At 61.2% G+C, this 21,284-nt stretch carries 24 protein-coding genes and 1 pseudogene; 15 read left to right on the top strand and 10 right to left on the bottom strand.

Annotated features, from left to right (window positions below; translation table 11 throughout):
- Positions 1 to 62 precede the first annotated feature (62 nt).
- Positions 63 to 308, top strand: a complete 246-nt coding sequence (locus tag E5K03_RS12045; protein ID WP_138007078.1) for a response regulator of citrate/malate metabolism — start codon at positions 63 to 65, stop codon at positions 306 to 308.
- 198 nt (positions 309 to 506) lie between these two features.
- Here E5K03_RS12045 and E5K03_RS12050 read toward each other — a convergent pair whose 3' ends face one another.
- A complete protein-coding gene (locus E5K03_RS12050) occupies positions 507 to 1,976 on the bottom strand; it encodes a dihydrolipoyl dehydrogenase (RefSeq protein ID WP_138007079.1) in 1,470 nt (489 codons plus the stop codon).
- A gap of 104 nt (positions 1,977 to 2,080) precedes the next feature.
- Here E5K03_RS12050 and E5K03_RS17275 point away from each other — a divergent pair, with 104 nt between their 5' ends.
- The 3 genes from E5K03_RS17275 (at position 2,081) to E5K03_RS12060 (ending at position 3,083) form a co-directional block, all read left to right on the top strand.
- The gene (locus tag E5K03_RS17275; RefSeq protein ID WP_171006686.1) at positions 2,081 to 2,227 is read left to right on the top strand and encodes a hypothetical protein; all 147 of its coding nucleotides are present in this window, start codon (positions 2,081 to 2,083) and stop codon (positions 2,225 to 2,227) included.
- Between the two features lie 97 nt (positions 2,228 to 2,324).
- A complete protein-coding gene (locus E5K03_RS12055; RefSeq protein WP_138007080.1) occupies positions 2,325 to 2,498 on the top strand; it encodes a DUF5786 family protein in 174 nt (57 codons plus the stop codon).
- An 18-nt stretch (positions 2,499 to 2,516) separates the two neighbouring features.
- Positions 2,517 to 3,083: an endonuclease dU gene (locus E5K03_RS12060; protein WP_138007081.1), complete on the top strand. Its 567-nt coding sequence runs from the start codon at positions 2,517 to 2,519 to the stop codon at positions 3,081 to 3,083.
- 31 nt (positions 3,084 to 3,114) lie between these two features.
- Here E5K03_RS12060 and E5K03_RS12065 read toward each other — a convergent pair whose 3' ends face one another.
- On the bottom strand, positions 3,115 to 4,002 hold the full coding sequence (locus tag E5K03_RS12065) for a VOC family protein (RefSeq protein WP_138007082.1): 888 nt from the start codon (positions 4,000 to 4,002) through the stop codon (positions 3,115 to 3,117).
- 111 nt (positions 4,003 to 4,113) lie between these two features.
- Here E5K03_RS12065 and E5K03_RS12070 point away from each other — a divergent pair, with 111 nt between their 5' ends.
- From E5K03_RS12070 to hisH, 5 genes are all read left to right on the top strand, one after another.
- Positions 4,114 to 4,734, top strand: a complete 621-nt coding sequence (locus E5K03_RS12070; protein WP_138007083.1) for a uracil-DNA glycosylase — start codon at positions 4,114 to 4,116, stop codon at positions 4,732 to 4,734.
- A 128-nt stretch (positions 4,735 to 4,862) separates the two neighbouring features.
- Complete coding sequence (locus tag E5K03_RS12075) at positions 4,863 to 6,041, top strand: PhnD/SsuA/transferrin family substrate-binding protein (protein WP_138007084.1); 1,179 nt, start codon at positions 4,863 to 4,865, stop codon at positions 6,039 to 6,041.
- A 28-nt stretch (positions 6,042 to 6,069) separates the two neighbouring features.
- Positions 6,070 to 6,855 (top strand): phosphonate ABC transporter ATP-binding protein, encoded by a 786-nt coding sequence (locus tag E5K03_RS12080; protein WP_138007085.1) that lies wholly within the window; start codon positions 6,070 to 6,072, stop codon positions 6,853 to 6,855.
- A gap of 115 nt (positions 6,856 to 6,970) precedes the next feature.
- Positions 6,971 to 7,996 (top strand): PhnE/PtxC family ABC transporter permease, encoded by a 1,026-nt coding sequence (locus tag E5K03_RS12085; protein ID WP_138007105.1) that lies wholly within the window; start codon positions 6,971 to 6,973, stop codon positions 7,994 to 7,996.
- A gap of 78 nt (positions 7,997 to 8,074) precedes the next feature.
- Positions 8,075 to 8,746: an imidazole glycerol phosphate synthase subunit HisH gene (hisH, locus tag E5K03_RS12090; protein WP_138007086.1), complete on the top strand. Its 672-nt coding sequence runs from the start codon at positions 8,075 to 8,077 to the stop codon at positions 8,744 to 8,746.
- A gap of 3 nt (positions 8,747 to 8,749) precedes the next feature.
- Here hisH and npdG read toward each other — a convergent pair whose 3' ends face one another.
- The 4 genes from npdG to E5K03_RS12110 form a co-directional block, all read right to left on the bottom strand.
- The gene (gene npdG / locus E5K03_RS12095; RefSeq protein WP_138007087.1) at positions 8,750 to 9,418 is read right to left on the bottom strand and encodes an NADPH-dependent F420 reductase; all 669 of its coding nucleotides are present in this window, start codon (positions 9,416 to 9,418) and stop codon (positions 8,750 to 8,752) included.
- 114 nt (positions 9,419 to 9,532) lie between these two features.
- The gene (locus E5K03_RS12100) at positions 9,533 to 9,730 is read right to left on the bottom strand and encodes a DUF7534 family protein (protein ID WP_138007088.1); all 198 of its coding nucleotides are present in this window, start codon (positions 9,728 to 9,730) and stop codon (positions 9,533 to 9,535) included.
- Positions 9,727 to 10,593 carry a TIGR01548 family HAD-type hydrolase gene (locus E5K03_RS12105; RefSeq protein ID WP_138007089.1) on the bottom strand — a complete coding sequence of 289 codons (867 nt, stop codon included), beginning with the start codon at positions 10,591 to 10,593 and terminating at the stop codon, positions 9,727 to 9,729. Before E5K03_RS12105 ends, E5K03_RS12100 begins: the two co-directional genes overlap by 4 nt.
- Before the next feature lie 121 nt (positions 10,594 to 10,714).
- Positions 10,715 to 11,197, bottom strand: coding sequence for a UPF0146 family protein (locus tag E5K03_RS12110; protein ID WP_138007090.1), 483 nt, complete (start codon positions 11,195 to 11,197; stop codon positions 10,715 to 10,717).
- A 39-nt stretch (positions 11,198 to 11,236) separates the two neighbouring features.
- Here E5K03_RS12110 and E5K03_RS12115 point away from each other — a divergent pair, with 39 nt between their 5' ends.
- The 3 genes and pseudogenes from E5K03_RS12115 (at position 11,237) to E5K03_RS12125 (ending at position 14,464) form a co-directional block, all read left to right on the top strand.
- Complete coding sequence (locus E5K03_RS12115; RefSeq protein WP_138007091.1) at positions 11,237 to 11,758, top strand: archaemetzincin family Zn-dependent metalloprotease; 522 nt, start codon at positions 11,237 to 11,239, stop codon at positions 11,756 to 11,758.
- Positions 11,759 to 11,866: 108 nt separating this feature from the next.
- A pseudogene (locus tag E5K03_RS17940) lies at positions 11,867 to 13,721 on the top strand (acyl-CoA dehydrogenase family protein).
- A gap of 95 nt (positions 13,722 to 13,816) precedes the next feature.
- Complete coding sequence (locus E5K03_RS12125) at positions 13,817 to 14,464, top strand: phosphate ABC transporter permease (RefSeq protein WP_138007092.1); 648 nt, start codon at positions 13,817 to 13,819, stop codon at positions 14,462 to 14,464.
- Between the two features lie 17 nt (positions 14,465 to 14,481).
- Here the strand turns inward: E5K03_RS12125 and E5K03_RS12130 are convergent, their stop codons facing one another.
- Together E5K03_RS12130 and E5K03_RS12135 are read right to left on the bottom strand one after the other, a co-directional pair.
- Positions 14,482 to 16,317 carry a ribosome biogenesis/translation initiation ATPase RLI gene (locus E5K03_RS12130; RefSeq protein WP_138007093.1) on the bottom strand — a complete coding sequence of 612 codons (1,836 nt, stop codon included), beginning with the start codon at positions 16,315 to 16,317 and terminating at the stop codon, positions 14,482 to 14,484.
- 1 nt (position 16,318) lies between these two features.
- Positions 16,319 to 16,636 (bottom strand): EMC6-like membrane protein, encoded by a 318-nt coding sequence (locus E5K03_RS12135; protein WP_138007094.1) that lies wholly within the window; start codon positions 16,634 to 16,636, stop codon positions 16,319 to 16,321.
- Between the two features lie 140 nt (positions 16,637 to 16,776).
- Between E5K03_RS12135 and E5K03_RS12140 the strand changes: the two genes are divergently transcribed.
- Entirely contained in the window at positions 16,777 to 17,052 is a 276-nt protein-coding gene (locus E5K03_RS12140; RefSeq protein ID WP_137197610.1) for a MarR family transcriptional regulator, read from the top strand.
- Positions 17,053 to 17,067: 15 nt separating this feature from the next.
- Here the strand turns inward: E5K03_RS12140 and E5K03_RS12145 are convergent, their stop codons facing one another.
- A complete protein-coding gene (locus E5K03_RS12145) occupies positions 17,068 to 17,364 on the bottom strand; it encodes a DUF7536 family protein (protein ID WP_138007095.1) in 297 nt (98 codons plus the stop codon).
- 75 nt (positions 17,365 to 17,439) lie between these two features.
- Here E5K03_RS12145 and E5K03_RS12150 point away from each other — a divergent pair, with 75 nt between their 5' ends.
- Together E5K03_RS12150 and E5K03_RS12155 are read left to right on the top strand one after the other, a co-directional pair.
- Complete coding sequence (locus E5K03_RS12150) at positions 17,440 to 18,399, top strand: succinylglutamate desuccinylase/aspartoacylase family protein (RefSeq protein ID WP_138007096.1); 960 nt, start codon at positions 17,440 to 17,442, stop codon at positions 18,397 to 18,399.
- Positions 18,400 to 18,412: 13 nt separating this feature from the next.
- A complete protein-coding gene (locus tag E5K03_RS12155; RefSeq protein WP_394343981.1) occupies positions 18,413 to 19,549 on the top strand; it encodes a pyridoxal-phosphate dependent enzyme in 1,137 nt (378 codons plus the stop codon).
- A gap of 32 nt (positions 19,550 to 19,581) precedes the next feature.
- On the opposite strand, the gene E5K03_RS12160 is transcribed toward E5K03_RS12155, so the two are convergent.
- The gene (locus E5K03_RS12160; protein WP_138007098.1) at positions 19,582 to 20,898 is read right to left on the bottom strand and encodes a tRNA(Ile)(2)-agmatinylcytidine synthase; all 1,317 of its coding nucleotides are present in this window, start codon (positions 20,896 to 20,898) and stop codon (positions 19,582 to 19,584) included.
- Positions 20,899 to 21,284: the final 386 nt, after the last annotated feature.

Genomic DNA, 21,284 nt, shown 5'->3' on the forward strand with positions numbered 1-21,284 from the left:
ATGAATGTTTTGATTCACCACGGAGAGAACGGTTAACAAGAGGTGGAGTTTATGTACTTATCATGACTGATCAAGGTCGGAAGAGTGGCGGTGAGTTCGACTCGAAAATAACGGATGAGGACGTGCTTGCTGTGTTAGAGGCTGCTGAGACGCCTGTGTTAACGACTAGACTTGTGGCTGAACAATTGCCTGTGACATCAAAAGCAGTGTATTACCGGTTACGAAAATTGAATCAGGAGGGGCGTGTTGATAAGATGAAGGTTGGGGCACGGGGTATCGTATGGTGGGTTGCCGACGCGTCGAAGTGACGTGGGAATCACAGATCAAGGTTCTCGTGTAGTTTGTATACTTGTGCCGATCGCTTTAACCTACGACTAAAGTCGTGGGCTTCCGCTACTATTCTGTCATTGCGTCTGCGTATACGATTGTTGGAACAAAAGGTCGCGCGAAGGAATCGGTACCCGGGTAACATTGCTGTCACCAGATGTGAGTCAATCAGTTGTCGATCAGTCGTGTGAGTGGTTGTGATCGTGATCGTGGCCGTGTCCATGATCGTGATCGTGGTTCCTGCCGCGTTCGAACCGCCCGGAAAACGCTCGCTGGACGACTTCCGGCAGCGCAGGATGGATGTGCACTGCCTCGCGGATGTCCCGAACTGTCCCGCTTCCCGCCTTCATCGCAACGACGACCTCCTGAATGAGCGTCGACGCGTCCGGGCCGATGATGTGACAGCCCAGGATCGTCCCCTCAAGATCGATGAGCACCTTCACGAATCCTTCGGCGTGCATTGCGCCCCCGCGGGCAGTGTTCTCGTAGCGATAGGTGTTTTTTGCGTACTCGCGATCGGCGTCGAGCAACTCGCCTTCCGTCTTGCCGACGCCGGCGACCTCAGGGGAGCCAAATACGGCTGCGGGCATCGCACTGTAGTCGACCGGTTCGGGCTCGCGGCCGAAGATGTTTCGAGCAACAGCCTGTGCCTCGTGGTTCGCACTGTGTTTCAGGAGATACTCACCGACGATGTCGCCGAGTGCCCAGACGTCGTCTGCGTCGGTGCTGAGATACTCGTCGGTTTGGACAAACCCACGATCGTCCGTCTCGACGCTCGTCGCTTCGAGGTTCAGCGTGTCCGTGTTCGGTCGTCGCCCAGCCGCGATAAGCAGTTCATCGCCCGTCGCAGTCACACGATCGCCATCGACAATCCCGGTTCCGTACTCGTAGGGCGCGGCCTCGAGCGTCACCTCGCCATCGGCAGTCTGCACGCTCGTCGCCTCGTATCCGGTGTAGACCGTGATGTTCTCACGGGCGTCGTAGCGATCGGTAAATGACTCGGCAACCTCCTCGTCGGCATCCGGCAGGAGAGTCGGGCGGCGGCCGACGATCGTCACCTCGGTCCCGAACGTCGAAAAGAAGTGACCTAACTCTGCGGCGATGTAGCCGCCGCCGACGATCACGAGCCGATCGGGCCGATTCTCCAGCTGTAACGCCTCGGTGCTCGTCAGGTAGGAGACGTCATCGAGTCCGTCGATCGGCGGGATGGATGGTCGAGTCCCGGCAGCGATGAGGATCGTTTCCGCGCGAAACTGTTCGCCGTCGTCTGCGCCGCCGTTGATCTCGATCGTGTGATCGTCGACGAACCGTCCCTCCCCCTCGAAGAGTTCGTGATCCGAGGAGGATCGCAACCCCCGGCGGATCGATTCGGAGTCCTCGTGGACGTCTTCGGTTACCCCGCGGACGATCTCGCCAAAGGCAACGTCTTCGACGGTCGCGTCAATACCGAACTCGTCGGCTCGTTCGATCGTCTCCAACACGTCGGCGTGGTACAACAACAGCTTCGAGGGGATACAACCGCGGTTGAGACACGTGCCGCCGATTCGACCCTTTTCGACGATCGCCACGGATTGGCCCTGATTGACTGCGACGTTCGCCACGTCGAGCCCAGAGCCCGTTCCGATGACCGCGAAATCGAATTCCTGCATGCGAGGACACAGACGCTCACGTGTAATGAATCACGTACCTACGAGTAGGTAACCATGGTTGAAATAGCAGCGTCGGGATGGATTTTTGTAGTCGATCGGCGTCGGTGAGACATATAACATGCGAGGATCCCTGGGCGACTGGCGACTCGGCGGAGCACTCGGACGCATCGCTCGGTGACATCCTCCCCGGCGAGAGCAAAGGGACCGATCTGACGATCGACAACCTCGATGACATCATCTACTCTGAGTGAGTGTCTGAGCGACCAGACCGGACGACAGACTGGTAAAATCCGTGTCAATTGACCGTCACAGTGTTTTTTACGCTCCGAATCGAACATTCATATGTATATGGGATTCGGTAGCTACGACGAATCCGAACAGGAGAATCAAGAGTTCGACACCGACTTCGAGGATGAAGACGGCGTGTCGACCGGCGAGAGCACCCACGACGGCGACGTGCAGTTCGAAATCGGGGCGTCGAACGACGAACTACTCGATCGCCTCGAGGAAATGAAAGATTAGTACTAAATCTCAACGGTAGTGACGAATCTCAAAGACGGGAGTCGCGCGCTGGGGATTGCGTTTTCCGATGGGACCGATCGGAGCGTCCTCAGTGGGGCAGTAGTCCGCGCCGATCGGGTCGTTGACGGCTTCGTGTTTTCGACGTGTACAGTCAGTGGGCTCGACGCAACAGCGGCTGTGATCGAGGCAATCGCGCGGCTCGATCGACCGGATATCCAGTGGATAATGCTTGCTGGTGTCGCCCCAGCGTGGTTCAATATCCTCGATCTCGAGACAATTGCGACCGCGGCCGATCGGCCCGTGATCTCGGTTTCTTTCGAGGACAGCGAGGGATTAGCTGCCGCGATCGATCGCGAGTTCACTGGCGTCGAGCAGACCGAGCGTCGACAGCGGTACGATCGGCTGCCACCTCGGCAGGAGTTGGCTGTCTCCGGAGAGACCGTATTCGTCCGATCGGTTGGTCTCGACGAGGACACGGCTGCACGGGTCATTCGTGCCTACACGCCCGAAGGGGGCCGTCCAGAGCCGCTCAGAGTTGCTCGATCGGCGGCCAGGGCGTATCGTCGCGACTGTGACAGCCAGTAGCGCGCTGGAGTCGGTGAGACGACAGAGGCGATCACTGCGATCGAAAGTGGATCGCGATTCCGTCTGGATCGGTCGCGTTGATTTCCCCATCCTCGCAGTCGACGATCACGTCGACCCCCGTAGCGTCGTGATCGACGATCGCGTCAGCTTCCGAGAGCCGCGCTTCGAGCGCGTCCATCGCCGGTTCGGGGACACACAGTTCGTACCACGCCAAGCCACGGCCGTCGCCAGCCGGGGCAGTGCGTCGGTTCCAGGTGTTGATTCCCACGTGATGGTGGTACGTTCCGGCGGCGAGAAACGCCGCATCAGCCCCAAACCGTTGGCGGAGCCGCAAGCCGACTATGTCGGTATAAAACTCGGTCGATCGGTCGAGATCGGTCACCTCCAAGTGGATGTGTCCGATATCCGTCTCATCAGGGACTCGAGCAGAATCGACCGCTGGCTGTTCCTGAGAGGCGGCCTCGCGTACGCCGTCGAGATCGAGCGGCAGCGTGTCGATTCCGACGCGTCCCTCCGGGGCGTCGGGCCACTTCGCTTGAGGATAATCTCGGTATATTTCGACGCCGTTGCCCGCTGGATCGCGGGCGTACAGCGCCTCACTCACCCGGTGATCCGATGCGCCGGTCAGTTCCCAGTGTGATTCGAGTCGCTGGAGGGCCGCACCGAGCGCTGCCCGACTCGGCACTCTGAATGCCACGTGGAACAGCCCAGCCGCGTTGGCGTCTCGTTCGGGAGCAGCAGTGTCGCTCACGAGTGTCACGAGCGGGCGATCACCCGCGCCGAGGACTACCACGTCGTCGCGACGGTCGATTGCAGTCAATCCAACGACGTCAGTGTAGAACGCAGCCAATCTGTCGAGGTCACTCACGCGTAATCCGACGCATCCCATGGTTGTCTCTGGTGGAAGCGTCTGTTGCATGGATGTTCGATCCCGGCGAAGTCTGATAGCTCTGTTGGGGCCGAGTGTGAGAGCGATAGCTCTCCGAATCGATCCCAACAACGGTTTGTCGACGGCGACCGTCGATCGACCATGGACACAGCAGACGGCGGTGAGGGGTTCGATGGCCTCCGCGTGTGTGACTGCACGCGCTGTCCGGCGCTCGTCGAGTCACGGAGCCAGATCGTCAACGGCGTGGGCCCCTCGGACGCGTCGTTACTTTTTGTCGGTGAGGGGCCGGGTGCGACCGAAGACGAACAGGGCGAACCGTTCGTCGGACGATCGGGCGACGTGCTGGAGGAGGCACTATCGGCGGCTGGCGTGTCGCGCGAAGCGATCCGGATCACGAACTGCGTTCGGTGTCGCCCCCCGGAGAATCGCGACCCCAAGGCCGAGGAGCTTCAGAACTGTCGTGGGTACCTCGAAACGGAAATCGAGACGGTTGGACCAGATCTGCTCGTTACGCTCGGGAAGGTGCCAAGTCAACACCTGCTCGATCGATCGGTCGCGATCACCAAAGAAGCGGGGTCGATCGTCGAAACCCGCCTTGGCGGCGCACCGCGACGAGTACTCCTCTCGATGCATCCGGCAGCGACGCTGTACGATCGCAGCCAGCGCGAGCCCTTCTTTGAGACGATTGCCGAGGCGGCGGCGATCGCTGGGATGGCAGACGATGACAGCCACAACGGTCAGTCGCGGCTCGGAGAATTCTGATCTATATGTACTGACCGCTGCAGCCAGATACCGCCAGCAAAACGTTTTTTAACGGTTCGGTGCCGAATATTGTATCTATATAGAAAACACATAGAAAACAATAAATGACACCACACGGACGTGCAAATATGTCCCGCAAGACACGGTGGTCAGCGAATCGACGGACATTCATCAAATCGACAGGCGTCGCGGGTGTGGTCGGGCTCGCCGGCTGCACTGGTGGGGGCGGAAACGGAAACGGCGGCAACGGTGATGGAAACGGTGGGAACGGCAACGGAGACGGGAACGGTGACACGACGGGTAACGGCGATGACTCGCCGACAGAAGTCACGTGGGTCATGAACCCAGCTGAAGAGGAGATTGACATCCAGGTTCAGTATCAGCCGCTCTTCGAATATCTCGAATCGGAGGCGGACGTCGTCATCAATGGACAGCCGACTGCGAGCTACTCCGGGACTGTCCAAGAGCTTCGGCGTGCCGGAGAGGACGATCGAGTGTTTGCAGACACCTCTCCCGGTGCAGTCGCACAGATTCCAGATGAGATCGACGTGACGGGAATGCGCGTCGCGTACGGTGCCGAACAGTACTTTTCGTTGATTACCACGACGGCCGACAGCGACATCGAGGAGTTGGCCGATCTCGAGGGCGAAGTTGTCGCGTCGGCCGCGCCGACATCGGTGTCGGGTACTTTGTTCCCGCTTTTGATGCTGAAAAACGCCGGATTCGACATCGGAAGTGCGCCGGGCGGCTCGCCGAACGATTTCGAACTGCGAACGTCGGATCACAGCACTGCACGCGAACAGCTCCTCGCGGACGATCGGATCGCCGCCGCGGCAACTGGTGCGTTCTCGACAGCCGCGCTCGTGCCCCAAGAGCAGTTCGACGAGATGTCTCAGGACTTCGTCGATATCTCCGCAGAGTACGACGGTGCGGGCGAAAACATCGACGACGACGGCAGCAACGAGCTTCGACTGCTCGCCGTCTCAGATCCAATTCCGCGCGCACCGATCGTGAGCAACGGGGCGTGGGACGAGCCGCTGAAAGAAGAGCTTCGGGAGCTGATGATCGACGCCCCACAGGAAGCACTCGAGCACGAATCGCAGGCCGCGATCGCCGAAGCGCTGGGCATCGATCCAGAGCTGCTCGAGATGGATGAAGACGAACTGAGCGACAACGAACAGGATGACGTCGAGTTGGTCGAGGCCCATGAACTGTGGTTCAGCGGGGTCGAAGCCGCGACTGTCGAGGATTACGATCCGGTTGCAGAACTCGGACAGGAACTCGGTCTCGATTGGGCAGATCTGTAAGCCGACAATTAACGCTACCACACACCTTATGACCCATATCGAAGTTGAGGGCCTCACGAAGACGTTCGGAGACACCGTCGCGTTAGAAGACGTCTCCTTCGAGGTCCCAGAAGGAGAGTTCGTTATCGTCCTCGGCGTGTCGGGCTCGGGCAAATCAACGCTTTTGCGATCGATGAGTGGGTTGCTCTCGACGACTGAGGGACAGATCCGCATCGACGGCGAGCCGATGCGCGAACCCCGTCCAGAGATCGCGATGATCTTCCAACAGCACAATATTATCGGCGACATGACCGCGTACTCGAACGCGCTTTCGGGCGGTGTACACCGCTCGGGTTTTCTATCTAGTGTCCTTCAGTTCCAAGACGAAGAGGAAAAATACCGCGCACTCGAAGCACTCGAGACCGTCGGCCTGCTGGAAGAATCAGAACAGAAAGCTCGTCGAATGAGCGGCGGCCAGCAACAGCGCGTCGGAATCGCCCGCGCGTTAGTCCAACGGCCGAATGTGTTGCTCGCCGACGAGCCGGTCGCAAGCCTCGATCCCGGCAGCGCACAGGACGTGATGAAATACCTGCGTGAGGCCTCAAAGGATCGCGGATTGACGACGTTTTGTAGCCTCCATCAGGTGAACATCGCCCGAAAATTCGGCCAGCGATTCATCGGGCTCAGAGACGGACACAAGGTGTTCGATGGCTACCGCGAGGAACTGACGATCGACGCGATCGACGAAATTTACGGAGACATCGACACCGACGGGATGTTCGTGAGCGGGAGGGACGCCAGAGGAGAACCCACTGAGGAGGTCGCAAAGCCGTGAGAATTCCGGAGCTGATGACGCAGTGACACCAAACGATCGAGACACAGACAGAGACCGCACGGAACCGAATACCACCCAACTGAGGAGTGACGGCGGCGTTGCGGAGTCCGAGTCGATCGATCGGACGCCACCGTTGACAACACAGTTTGAGAACATCAAACAAAGCCGCAAGCGGCGGGCGATCGGCTGGGTTGCGCTCGTCGTGTTCCTCGCGTTTACAACCCTGCAGGCGTTCGCTGCGACAGAGCTTCTAGATCCGGACGCACGGATCGGGACGTTCCTCAACTCGTTGGGCGAGTTCTTCCCGATCACGCTGTACGGCGGCGTCTTCCCGTTCCTGGATGTCGGCGAGTACATCGCGTTCATGCGGCAGGAGAACCTGTTGTACGATCCAGAAATCGGCGGGATGTTGTTCCAGCTGCCGCCAGATCCGGTGGACATCTACGCGTTTTTCTTCCAGGAACTCGGTATCTTCCAGATCTTCGGAGAGGCGGGGATCACCCTCGCGATGGGCTTTGTCGGCACCATTATCGGCTTTCCGTTCGCGTTAGTATTCGGAACGCTCGGCTCCGAGCGGGTCACTCCGTTCCCGTTTAATTTCATCTTCCGCGGCACGATGTCGTTTATTCGAGCGATTCCGGCGATTATCTGGACGCTGATTTTCATTCCGTTCTTGGGGCTCGGCCCCGCGTCAGCAGCGATCGCGATCGCCTTCGACACGATTGGCAACCTCGGACGACTCTTTGTTGATGAACTGGAGGAGATCGAAGACGGGCCGATCGAAGCGATGCGAACGACCGGTGCTAGCAAGCCACAGATTGTCTTCTTCGGCATGTTGAGCCAAGTCCGGACGGCCTTCATTGCGTGGACGTTGTATATCTTCGAGATCAACGTCCGGATCGGCGTCACAGTCGGCGTCCTCGGCGCAGGCGGATTGGGATATATCGTCACCGCCCAGCAGAACCTCCTGCAGTTTACGAATATGATGGCGAGCCTGCTCGCAATCTTCATCCTCATCATCTCAGTCGAGTTATTCAGCCAGCGGCTCCGATCGCGGCTGCGCTCGGACGACGTCAAGATGAGCATCTGGGAGTTAATTCTCGGCTTCCCGCGACGGATGGCCGAATCGGCGATGAAATAACGCCCAGTTCGAAGGACAACCGCTTTTCACACTGCCCGAAAGACAACCTCTTTTCACACTGCCCGCGTATCGGCGAGTATGAGCCAATCCACAGCCGAGTCGGCGGCCGAGACGGCCGATCGCGCGTCGGTCGTTGTCGTCGACTACGGCCTCGGTAACCTCAGAAGTGTTACCCGTGGCCTCGAACGCGCGGGTGCAGGCGTCGAGATCACCGACGATCCGGACACCTTTGCAGACGCCGACGGCATCGTATTGCCGGGCGTCGGCGCGTTCAAAGAGGGCATGGACAACGCCGGGCCGTATCGGGAGCCGCTCGCCGCAGCCGCCGATCGCGGCCAGCCGATCTTCGGGATCTGTCTGGGGATGCAGATGCTTCTCGGCTCCAGCGAGGAGGCCGCCCACGCCGGCGAGGGCGATGTCGAAGGGCTGAATTTCGTCCCCGGAACGAACGTCCGCTTCGGCGACGACGTGAAGGTCCCACACATGGGCTGGAACGAACTCACCGTCGAGAACGACCACCCGATCGCAGCGGGAGTCGACGGCGAGTACGCGTACTTCGTCCACTCGTACTACGCGGTCCCCGACGACGCCGACGCGATCGTCGCGACGAGCGACTACGGCGACCGGTTCCCGGCGATCGTTGCAAACGAGTCGGGAACGGTCTTCGGGACCCAGTTTCACCCTGAAAAGAGCGGCGAGACCGGACTCAGAATCCTTCGGAACTTCGTCGATCTGTGCGTGAACGACTGAATCTTAGTCGAACCGCACACCGAGATCGTGGAGGCCGCTGTTGTTCATCGCGACGTTGATCAAAAGCGGCGTCACCGACTCGACCTCGGCAGCGTTGGCGAGCCCGCCCGCATCCAGCGCACGCAGGCCATCGATCCCTTCAGCCAGCCGGGAGACAGTGTCTTTCGCGTCCGGGTCGTCGCCGATGACGAGTGTATCGATTCCGAGCTCGGCGTCAAGGTTCGCGAGCCGACCGGCCGCGAGGTTGTGGAACGCACCGACGACAGGGATGTCGGCTGGCGCGGCCTCCGCAGCCAGAGCGGTGACGCTGCCTGCACCAGGTCGGTGGTAGTGAAAGCCGTCTTCGTCGCGTTTCATGCCTGACGCCGGCGAGACGAGCACGTCGCCCGCCGAGAGGGAGTCGACAACGGACTCGACAGTGTCACTTACGTGGTACGGCGGGATCGCGAGGACGATAATGCTCGCACGATCGGCCGCCATTGCGTTTTCGAAGCCGTTGATTTTCACATCGACGCCGCGGCTGTCGAGTTCTGCCTCGTACTCTTCGGCTTTCGTTCGGGCTTTCTCTGGATCCCGCGAGCCGATGATCACCTCGTGGTTGGTGTGATACGCCCACCGCAGCGCCAATCCTTCGCCAATATCGCCGGTGCCGCCAAGCAGTGCAATTCGCATACCAGTACTGAGGCCGGATCGATCCTAAGACTTGCGCGACCGGCGATGGTTCCCGGTATCGAAGCCCGATCGTACACGAACGCGGTCGTCAGCGATCGAAGGCGTTCTCCACCGTCAGCGATCGAAGGCGTCCCCGATCGCACTCGGATCCGCGCCGTACACCGCGTAGAACGCGACGAACGGCGAGAGCAGGAGCGTTCCCCCAATGATGTACAGCCGGAGCATCTGGTCGGCAGTCAACACGCCCGCGGCCCCGAACCCGAGCAGGTCGATCCCCAACATCAACAACAGAAAGCGCAAAAATGGGCTCATCGTGGATCACAGACCGTCGGGAGGTCGTTGATCGATTCGATGACTGCGGCAGCACCAGCTGCCTCGAATGCCGATCGGCCCTCCTCGCCAGTCAGCCCGCCGGTCAGCGCGCCGATTCCAGCGTAGGTGCGATCGGGGTCTGCCTCGTCGGCGTTCACCGCAGTCTCGATGTCGTCGAGCGTGTCGCCGACGAAGACCACAGACTCGGACTCGAACCGATCGGCCAGCCGGACCAACGCAGCGGGATGTGGCTTGCCGTGCTCCCAGTCGTCCATGGTAAAGCGGTGCACTGGAGGAATCTCTAGCCCGACGCGATCGAGGGCAATCTCGGCTTCTGCGCGCGGCCGACCGGTGACGACGCCGACATTGTACGCTTCGGTGAGTTCGTCTCGAACCGCAGTCGAGAGAAGCACCGGTTCGTCGTGGATATATCCCGGCGCGTCGAACGGCGGCGCACCGCCTTCGAGTTCAGTGTACAGTTCGGTGCCGAGGTACAGCGTCTGGAACGTCTCGTGGAGACGATCGCGATCCCACCGATCGAAGACTGCGGCGTCGATTCCGTCGAGCGCTTCGGTCACAGCTTCGGCGGCTTCGAGCCCGCCACCCTCTGCGGCGATGCGATCAGTAAACGTCTCGACGGAGACCGTCGCTCCCGTCTCGCGGGCGAGCATGAAGAGCGCCGCGGCGTACGTCAGCTCCCAGTCGTTGTTGAAGCCGCCGGCGTTTTTGAACGCCTGGATTGCTTCCGGGTCGATCGTCTCTCCGTAGACGCGCTCGATCGACTCGACGATCGCGCGCCGGTACGAGCCCGAAACGTCGACTAACACGCCGTCAATGTCGAGGACTACGGTGTCCGCCTGCATGGCTGTGCGATCGCGGCGGCAGGTGAAAACAGTTGTTCCTCATAATGTCTATTGTAGTCGTCTACCGGATCGATCGACATCCGTTGGTCGATCGACCGGAGATTCGCTACAATAAACAGTATCATCGCCGATCGGCCGGCCTGTCGGCATCCACGCGGTAGAGCAGTTCAGAGAGGCCGTCAATCGAGAGCCGATCGACTGGCACCACCGGTTCCTCGAACCCCAGCGTGGTGAACAGACAGTCGGCGTCAACCCGCGCGGCCAACGTTGCGGCCGGGCGCTGCAGTTCGGCCGGCAGGTTGAGTCCGTAGATCGCGTCGACCTTGTACGCCGCCGGAATCGCTGCTCGCGGCGTGGCCGCTCGCTCGTTCCGAGCCTTCCCGTCGGGCAGGCTCGCGGCGGCCGCGCTTCGCTCGACGATGTCGTCACGGACGAACGAAACGCCGTCCGGGACGGACTGATCGTGAACATCCACGACGGTGACGTCGCAGTCGCGATCGACGAGGCCGGCAGCGACTTCAGGGCGGCGACCGATGCCGATCTCAACCAGCGAGTCATAGCGGGCGAGATAGCGTACAATCGGACGACGTGATCGGTATGTCACGGCGGGAAACTTAAGAACCGCCCGGACATAACCGTTTGTATGCTTGTCGACATCGTACCGATCGGGGACGTGCCCGCCCAGGTCAAGCGGGAATCCTCTGCAGCGCTACGCTCGGTCTACGACGTGGACGTGAGCGTCCACGAGACCCAGTCAATCCCCGACGGTGCGTTCGATCGCAGCCGCAACCAATACCGCGCCGAGGAGTTCATCGACCTCGTTAGCCGCGTTGGCGCAGGCGAAAAAAACATCGGAATCACGACCCAGGATCTCTTCTATCGCCGGCGCAACTACGTGTTCGGGCTCGCATACCTCAACGGCAACGGCTCAGTTATCTCGACACACCGGCTGCAGACATCCTCGGACGGCGGCATTACGACAAAGTCCGCAACCGATGTCTTCGCCGATCGGGTCCGCAAGGAGATCGTCCACGAAATCGGCCACACCTTTGGGCTCGAACACTGCGATAACAGCAAGTGCGTGATGTCGTTTTCGCCCACGGTTCGAGAGGTCGACGTCAAAGAAGAGAACCTCTGTGGGAGTTGTAGCCGGCTCGTTCGGTGAAATTTGTTGGTAAGCAGTCGCTGTCGGTGCATTTTCCGAGAATAAACTCGTTTTGCACGGAACCAGCGTTCACGTAGCTCTTTTGCGGTGTGACTCGATGACGAGGACATGTCACGAGAGCCCGATCGCGATCGCCGGAACTACTGGACGGCTGATCGGACGCTGCAGCGGGTCGTTCGGCGGGCGTACGAACGCGCCGATGACGCGAACAGCGGGGCCAGCGAGCGGCAATCATGCGGTTCCGCAGCGGACCACACCCGTGAGTCCGATCGGTTCTCGGTCGCCGAACCGTACCTCCGCCACTACGGCCGCGTCGTCGCCGAAACGATAGCCGACAACGCAGATCTGATCGACGATCGGGGACCGACGCTCCACACCTATGACCGAGACGGCGAGGTTCGCAACCACGTTGAGTATCATCCCGCACAGTTCGAGAACGAGCGGCTAACCTACGGTCCGGATGCGGGCGTCGTTGCCTACGCGTTCCACGCGCCGCCCGACGGTGAGGAGCCACTCGGGCTATTGCACACGCTGTCGATGGGGGCACTGCTATCGTACGCCGATCCCGGATTGTACTGTCCAGTCTCGATGACCGCGGGCGTCGCGCTGGTGCTCGATCGCTTCGATGACGGCCGCCTGGGGGAGCCGCTCGATCGACTCACGACGACCGAGTACGACGAGCTCGTGGAGGGGGCAATGTTTCTCACTGAAAAGCAAGGTGGCAGCGACGTGGGCGCAAACGAGACGATCGCGCGACCGATCGACCGCGAAAACGGGATCTACGCGCTGGAAGGCGAGAAGTGGTTCTGCTCGAACATCGACGCGGAGGGAGCGCTCGTGCTTGCCCGGCGGCCGGATGCGCCGGCGGGCACCGCCGGACTGTCGCTGTTTCTCGTCGGACGGACCACGCCAGATGGAGAACTGAACGACATGCTGTACCGTCGGCTGAAGGACAAACTCGGGACAATCAGCGTCCCAACCGGCGAGATCGAACTCCGCGGGGCCCGCGGTGTTCTCGTCGGCGAGCCCGAAAACGGCTTCAAGCAGATGGCGACGATGCTGAACTTCGAACGGCTCGCGAACGCCGCCGCTGCTGTTGGGATCATCGGTCGATGTCTGCTCGAGTCGACCGCCCACTCAGGCGAACGCGAGGCGTTTGGCGAGACACTCGACAGTTTCCCCCTGGTCAGGAACCCACGACTAAAGTCGTGGGTTTCCGCCTTGAGCCTCTATGAAACGCGACCTCGTCGAGATGGCCGTCGATCACGAGGCCGCGGCGACGTACACGTTCGAGGCGGCAACGTGGCTCGATCGCGTCCACCGCGACGCAGACGACGAGCACGCGTTCAAACTCATGCGGCTGCTCGTGCCGATCGCCAAGCTCAAAACTGCCCGCATGGCCGTCGACACCGCCTCCTACGCCATGGAGATCCATGGCGGGAACGGCTACGTGAACGACTTCGTTACCCACCGGATGCTCCGGGATGCACAGGTGCTGCCGATCTGGGAAGGCGCGACAAACGTCCTCGCACTCGACGTGTTACGGGCGCTCGATCGCGAATCAGCCCACGAGGCATTCATCCCAGAGATAGACGATCGGCTCGGGACGATCGAGACGCAAGCGACAGCTGATGGAGAGCTAACCGCACTCGCGGGCATTGTTCGCGAGGCGTTTGTCGATCTCCAGGGCTTTTTCGGATCGCTTGCTACAAAAGACCCTGAACACGCACAGTTGCACGCGAAGGAACTTGCTGAGGACGTGTTTTCGGTCGTCACCGCGACCTGTCTGCTCGAAGCAGCACTCGAGGCGACCGCCATCGAGGGCACCCCATCCCGAGAGCTGCTTGTCGCCTCACGGTTCGTTCGATCTGTCTTCAACACTCCGGGTGCGGTCAGTACTGCGCAGGATCGCTCGGCACTCGACACGTTCGAGTCGATCGTCGGCCGTGATCGAACGCGATGACTGTCAAGCAAGACAGAATGTAACAAAACATATGCCGGTGGCGACAGATCACTGAGTATGAGACAACCAGATCGATATGTCAGCGGTGATCGGCGATGATCGATCCCGTTGCGATCGGCCTCGTGCTCGCCGGCGTCGTGTTGCTGTTTGGCGGGGCAACGCTGTCGAGTTACGGTGTCGGACTGGCTGGAGCAATCGTTGGCGGTGCCGGTGGCTACCTCGTCGTCCCGTCGATCGCAGCCGCAGCCGGTGTTGCCGGCCCCATTGGACTGGTCGCCGGTGTTCTCATCGGTGCCGGCGTCGGCGTACTCTTGACCTACATGCTGTTTTCGATGGTTGTCGCGGGCGTCTCGTTTGTCGCGGGCACCCTCCTCGGCTGGTCGGTCATCGCACCGGCACTCGTCAGTGGGGCGTGGTACATCGAGGTACTTGCGGCAGTCGGTATCGGCGTCCTCGCAGCGGCGTTCGGGACGTTCATGACGAAGACGGCGATGGTGTTTATTTCCTCGTACCTCGGGGCAGTGTTCGCCTCGCGATCGATTACGTTCGCCGATCTCGACGCTGCACGCGAGGCGATTAGTCCCGATCCGTTGCTTTTCGATCCGGTCGCACCGATTTTGCTCGGCCTCTTTGCACTCGGTGTGCTCACACAGTTTGGACTGTTCAAACTTGGCTACGTCACGAAGGTGCTTGGTGTCTTACCCGGCGCGCGGGCGCTACGAAACCGCGGCGACGAGGACTGACAGCACAGTGGAACAGATCAGACTGAGTAGTAGTACTCGCCCGATCGCTTCTGTGATTGATCTTTCTGGCTGTCCGGCTTGTTGATACGCGGACGACCCGTTCGCTCGTCGCGGCGGAACGTGATATCTAGGTCGGCGAGGAAGTCGTTCATCCCCGCACGCATTCCTTTCGGCGGCGCAGCCTGCCCGTGTTTGGCCGGCTCGCCGTCGAAGACCATGAGCCGATCGGCGATCAGGTCGATCATGTAGATGTCGTGGTCGATGACGACAACCGTTGCGTCGTGGTTTTCAGCGTACCGGCGGATCGCGGTCGTCGCCCGGACACGCTGTTCAACGTCAAGGTGTGCAGAGGGCTCGTCGAGCAGGTACAGGTCGGCCTCATCAGACAGACACGCGGCGATCGCGACGCGCTGGCGTTCCCCACCGGAGAGGTCGTTGAGGTTCTGTTCCATGATCCGGTTCAACTGCAGCGGATTTGCGACCTCGGTGTTCCAGTAGGAACTGCCGAACTGGTCGGTGATCGACGAGAGGAACGTGTCGACGCGCATCGGCTGGTCGATCTCGATATATTGGGGCTTATAGGAGATGTCGAGTCGGAAGTCGAGCGATCCTTCGTCGGGCGCTAATGCGCCGGTGAACAGTTTCGCGAGCGTCGACTTCCCGATTCCATTGGGACCGACGATCCCGAGCACTTCACTCTCGTAGATCGTTCCACCCTCGACGTCTAGGCTGAATTCGCCCTCGCCGTAGGATTTGTGCAGATCTGGGTATTCGACGAGCGGCTGCCCGGTGGTTGATTCACGCGGTGCGTGCTCTTCGAAGGTGATCGACTCCGGGCGAATCCGCATGTTCTCGTTGGTCAAATACCCCTTGAGGTACTCGTTGATCCCGTTTCTAACCGACTTGGGATCGGTGATGACACCGAACGCCCCAGGCTCACCGTAGGCCACGTGGAGCGTATCCGCGAGCAGATCAAGGATCGCGAGGTCGTGTTCGACGACGAGCATCGATCGATCGGCTGTCTCGTCGGCCGCGAGCTCCTGAATGAGCCGCGCTGCGGTCATCCGCTGGCCGATGTCGAGGTACGGCGTAATCTCGTCGAGGAAATAGAAGTCTGCATCCCGGGCCAGACACGCCGCGATCGCAACGCGCTGGAGCTCGCCGCCGGAGATCGAATCGATATCCTGGTCCATGACCGGCGCGATGCCGAGGCGATCGATGAGCGAATCTAACGCCCCGCGCTCGTCGGTCCGTTCGAGCAACTCGCGAGTGTTGCCGTCGAACTGCTTTGGGATCTGATCGACGTACTGCGGCTTGCGCGAAACGGTAATGTCGCCGGCCATCAGCCGCTTGATGTAGTTTTGCAGCTCCGTTCCGCGGAACCGATCGAGGACGGCCTCCCACTCTGGCTCAATGTCGAACGCACCGAGGTTCGGGACGATCTCGCCGGCCAGCGCTTTGACCGCTGTCGACTTCCCGATCCCGTTGGGCCCGAGGATCCCCGTGACCGTGCCCGGCTCGGGGACCGGCAACCCGTACAGCGAAAAGGCGTTGTCGCCGTAGCGGTGCACCGGATCCTCATCAAGCTCCTGTGGGAGATTGATGATCTCGATCGCGTCGAAGGGACACTTCTCGACGCAGATCCCGCAGGTCTCGCCGAGACAGATCTCTTCGGAGATGCGAATCTGCTCGGGGCCGCCCTCGTAGGGCTCGTCTTCGTCAAAGTGATCGCCGCGGGTGACGATGCAGTCTTTGCCCGTGCGGTTCGGCGGGCAGTAGTTCGCACACTCGTAGTTGCATCGATCGGGTTGGCAGCGATCTAAATCGACGACGGCGATACTGTCGTCGGCCATCTTACAGCTGTACCTCCGACGTGAGGAGGATCGCGAACGTGATGAACCAAAGCGAGAACGTCATAAATGACACGTAGAGGTTGTCTTTGATGCCGAACTCCTCGAGGTTGACGCCGACCACTTTGTAAATCGGATACTGCACGAAAATGAACGCGGCCATGATCACCACCGCTAAGGTGTTGTTCGCAGCCGCGGGGTCAGTCCCGACGACCACCGCGGACGCGACACCCGAAATGATACCTGCGAGGCAGGCGATCGTGGTGACGGTCACTCCGCGAACGTGATCAGAGAGACCTGAGGCTGTCGTTTCTGTCGCCATACGGCTATCTCCGAGAGCCGCCATCAAAAGCCGTTCGGCTTGGATACGGCACAGCGCTCTCCAGAAACGATCCCAGATTCCACTGGAGTGCGACACAGTTCCTCAAGCTTTATGCAGTTGCACCGTTTCGATTCGTAATGATGGCTGGAACCTCAAAGGAGAGTCTAGACGATCTCCCACCGAGTGCAAAGCTCGTGTTCAAAGTGCTGGAGTACAACGGGCCACTGACCCAAAAAGGGATTGTCGAGGAGTCGATGCTCTCCGCGCGGACGGTGCGATACGCGCTCGAACGGCTGGAAGGGATCGGGATTGTTGACGAAGACGTCTACTTCGCAGACGCCAGACAGAACCTCTATCAGCTCACGCCGGCGGCCGATACGGTCTCCGGCGACGGCGAACCCTGCACGGCCGACTGAGTTGCTCGCGTGCGATTATTCTTCACTTGTCCGCGTGAGTCGATACGCCGTCACAACCGTGAGGACGATCGTCACGAGAAGCGTCACGGCGACAGCTAACACGAACGCCAACAACAGAAACCAGCCTTCCGGACCGAACATAGGGTACTGGCGAGTTCCCGCAACTGGACCCAGGAGCTCAAAGACCCGCACGAGGTACAGTACGGCGGCAACGGCTACTCCGACGATCGCCCCAATGGTCGCGTTTCGCGGGACCGCGAGCTCGTCGATCAGGATCGCCGTCGGTGGGCGATCGGGTACGTTTTGACTCACAACTGCTGTTGGGTCCGGATCGTGAAATCGGCACCGATCGAACCGCCTAAGGTCAGCCCGACCGATATCGAAGCAATGACTCTCACGGTCGGAACCGCGAGTGCGCCCCCGGGCGAAATCGACACCGGGCGGCTGCAGGTGGGGGAGACACGCGACGGCAGCCCAGCGGCGTTGCCCGTCGCGGTGATAAACGGTGCAGCCGACGGCAAACGACTCTACATCCAGGCGGTTAGCGACGGCGACGAACTCAACGGACTCGGCGTGGTGAGCCGGTTGGTCCCACAGCTCGATCCTGCAGAACTTTCCGGCGAGCTCGTGGTCGTCGGTATCGTCAACTACCACGGCTTTCAGGTCGCAGAGCATCGGAACCCGATCGACGATCGGAAGACGAACCGGACCTATCCTGGCAACGAGAACGGCTCGACCTCCGAACGCATCGCCGCAGCGACCTACGAGATCGCCCGCGAGGCGGATCTCATTTTGGACCTTCATCAGGGGTCGACGAGCCGGATGCTCACGGAAGCACGGATCCGCTGTGGTCAACGCCACAGACTCCACGGCGAGTGTCTCAAGCTCGCGAAGGTGTTCGGCACCGGCTACGTGATCGATCAGAAGGGCCCGGACGGCCAACTCGCCCGCGTCGGCCCGGACAACAGCATCCCGACGATCGACCCCGAACTCGGCGGCTGTGTCGGCTGGGACGAAGAGAGCATCTCGATCGGACTGACCGGGATCTACAACGTTCTCAAATACTACGGCTTTCTCGACGGCGAAGTCGAACTCGAAACGCAGACCCGCGCGAAAGGATTCGATCAGTACGGCTCCCCGTCCGGTGGACTCGTGACGTTCAAGTGCGAACTCGGCGAGCGGGTACGGCCGCGCCAGACGCTGTTCGAGGTGACGGATATGTTCGGCGAGCTCAAAGCCCGTGTGACCGCGGACAACAGCGGGATCTTCTGGCGATCGCGCCGGCTGCCACAGGTCGCAACTGGCGAATACGTCTGTTCGGTCGCGACAAACATCGACACCTACTGAGCGGACGATGACCATAGATACTTCCTCCCGTGACCCCGACGTGGCCCACCTCCGCTGTCTCGACTGTGGGACCACCCACCGCGATCGCTGGCGCTGTTCGTGCGGCGGCGTGCTGACCTACGACGAGTGGCCGATCGCAGACGGGCCGGCGCCCGATCCGGCGACGTTCGACGGCAGAGACGGGCTGTGGGCGTTTGATGCGTTCATCCCCGAACAGCCGCACGTTACCCTCGGCGAGGGGATGACACCACTCGTCGACGCCCCAAAATGGAATGCGTCGTTCAAACTGGAGTACGTCTTCCCGACGGGGAGCTTCAAAGATCGCGGCGCAACGACGATCCTCTCGCGGGCGACCGCGGTCGGAGTCGATACTGTTGTCGAGGACTCCTCGGGGAACGCAGGCGCAGCGATCGCCACCTACGCCGCCCGTGCGGGGATCGACGCCAAAATATACGTGCCGGCCGCGGCGAAAGCCTCGAAGCTCCGGGCGATCGAACGCGCCGGCGCGACGCCCGTTCGCGTCGAGGGCACGAGACAGGCAGTCACCGACGCGTGTCTCCAAGCGGTCGAGTCAGGCGAGGCGTGGTACGCGAGCCACGCGTGGAATCCTGCGTTCCTCGCCGGCACGGCGACGATCGCCTACGAGATCGCTCTCCAGCGCGACTGGAACGCACCCGACGCCGTCGTGTTGCCACTGGGGCACGGAACGCTGTTTTTGGGTGCCTATCGAGGGTTTCACGCACTCGAACACGCCGGGTGGATCGACGAGATGCCGAGACTGTTGGCCGCACAGGCGAGCGGCTACGCTCCGATCGCTGACGATCGACATTCTGACGCGATGGAGACCAATGCGACTGAGACCGGCGCGACGGAGACCGACACAAACGAGATCGCCGACGGGATCCAGATCCGCGAGCCAGTCCGGGCCGAGGAGATCCACGCGGCGATCGAGGCGACTGACGGAGACGCGATCGCCCTCGGTGCGGACGCAGTCGAAGCGGCGCTCTCGCGGCTGCACCGCAATGGGTTCTACACCGAGCCGACGTGTGCGATCGCGTCCGCAGCGCTAGAGGTATACCGCGAGCAGGGGACGATCGATCACCATGATGACGTTGTTGTGCCGCTCACAGGAAGCGGATTAAAAGGCTGATCCAACTTCGCGTCAAATTCTGTTGAGCCGCGTTACCGCTCTGGATGGATCGCTGCGTCGAAGCCGCCGCGGACGAGCGGCTTTGCGATGTGGCGACGCGCACACGGCGGGACTTCGTACCATCCTGGTTCGATCGATCGCTCGATCGGGACCTCGACCTTCCCCGGCGCGTTTGTCCCACAGTCGCGACAGCGGTAGCCGGCGTCTCGGCCGGCCGATTTCATCGTCCGCCCACAGTCCAGACATGTTGGCGCTCTTTGTTCGCTGTCGATGAGCGATCGCACAGCGAGCTTCTCGAGTTTCACCGTCCCGTTGCTCATCTCGCCGCATGCAGTTATTCGATCGCCCGCCCGAAGCGCTCGAACCCGATCGCGAAAACGCTTCGTCGGTTCGAACGCCGCACAGTCGATCGTCTGCCCCTCCCGAGCGACAGCGTCCTCCGCAGCCGCCGGCGGGGAGAGTTCAAAAAAGACGTGGCCGCCGCGTTCAGTGTGCGGATCACTGGCAACGATCCCGTCAACTCGATAGCCACGATCCTCGCGCAGTGATCCGATCGTCCCCGCCCGAAGGTGTGCATCTGTTCCCTGATTCGTCCGGAATGTCACCGCCCGATCGACCGGCTCACTCTCAATCAGTGACGCGACTCGCCGGCACGCGTCGGGATCGTCGCCGCGAATCCCGTGCAGGATTGGACCTGGGGCGTGCGGGACACACACCGCCTGTTCCTCAACGCGATCGACGGTATCCCAGACGGTCGGATATCCTGCCTCGGCGGCAGCCACGACCGAGTCGTAGTTGACGTCTCGGGGCGTCCCACAGCGATCGAAGACGCGATAAGAGATGTGCTCGTAGGTCGGCTCCGCCAGGGTCGCCATCAAGCCGATCGCCGCCAGCGCGCCGATCCGGCCGCGGCCGATCGTCTCACAGCCCGCGGCGGCCCAGCCGCGGTGAGTGTAGTCGTATGTGTCGGCCAGTTCGATCGCGTCCGCCAGCCCGTGGATTTCCCGGAGTGCCTGCTGGCCGAACTGTTGGACGGCTGCTGGCACGTCCGAACGATCGCCGGGCGCGACGACGAGACCGGGGCTCGTGTTGGGGTCCGCACTGATTGCGCGGGATTCGATCGCTGCGGTGGCAATCGCGGTAGCAGCTTCGACAGAGAGGTCCGTCTCGATCGCCAGCGCCGCGTTCCCGCGGGTTTTGTGCTCGACAGCGGGATTGAGCCGGAGTAGCCAGTGGCCGTCGAGGGAGCCACCGGCGTCGGCGATTTCCTCGCCGACAAGCGCCGCGAGGTACGTCGTACACATCCCTCGCTCGCGGGAATCTGTGTCGTCGAGCGCGACGATCGTCATGGCCGACCGTCGGTTATGATTGCTAAAACCGGTTTCGCTCGGTGAAGTACCACGGGTCGGGTGACCCGTGGCGTCCGTGTCTACCCTGGAGTCGGGGCAACAGTCTTTAATTCCTCTCGCGCTTGGCTCTCGCCTTGCGCCGACGTTCCGTGTCGGTGGACACCCGAACCAAAAACTGGTCCGTGGGAGTCGGCCTCTTCACACAGGCCCGATGCCGTCCGTCTCACCGTCCGCACGCACGGAAGGCTCTCGAAGACGGCACAGTCTCATTCTGCTCGGTGAACCACTCTTGGGCTACGCACACCGCCGCTTTCCGGTCAGCGTGATCTTGGAAGCCACACCCCTTGCATTTGAACCGCTTCCCACGCCGGTTCGCTCGCTCTGTA

The sequence above is a fragment of the Halalkalirubrum salinum genome (assembly GCF_005543295.1).
Lineage (GTDB): Archaea > Halobacteriota > Halobacteria > Halobacteriales > Haloferacaceae > Halalkalirubrum > Halalkalirubrum salinum.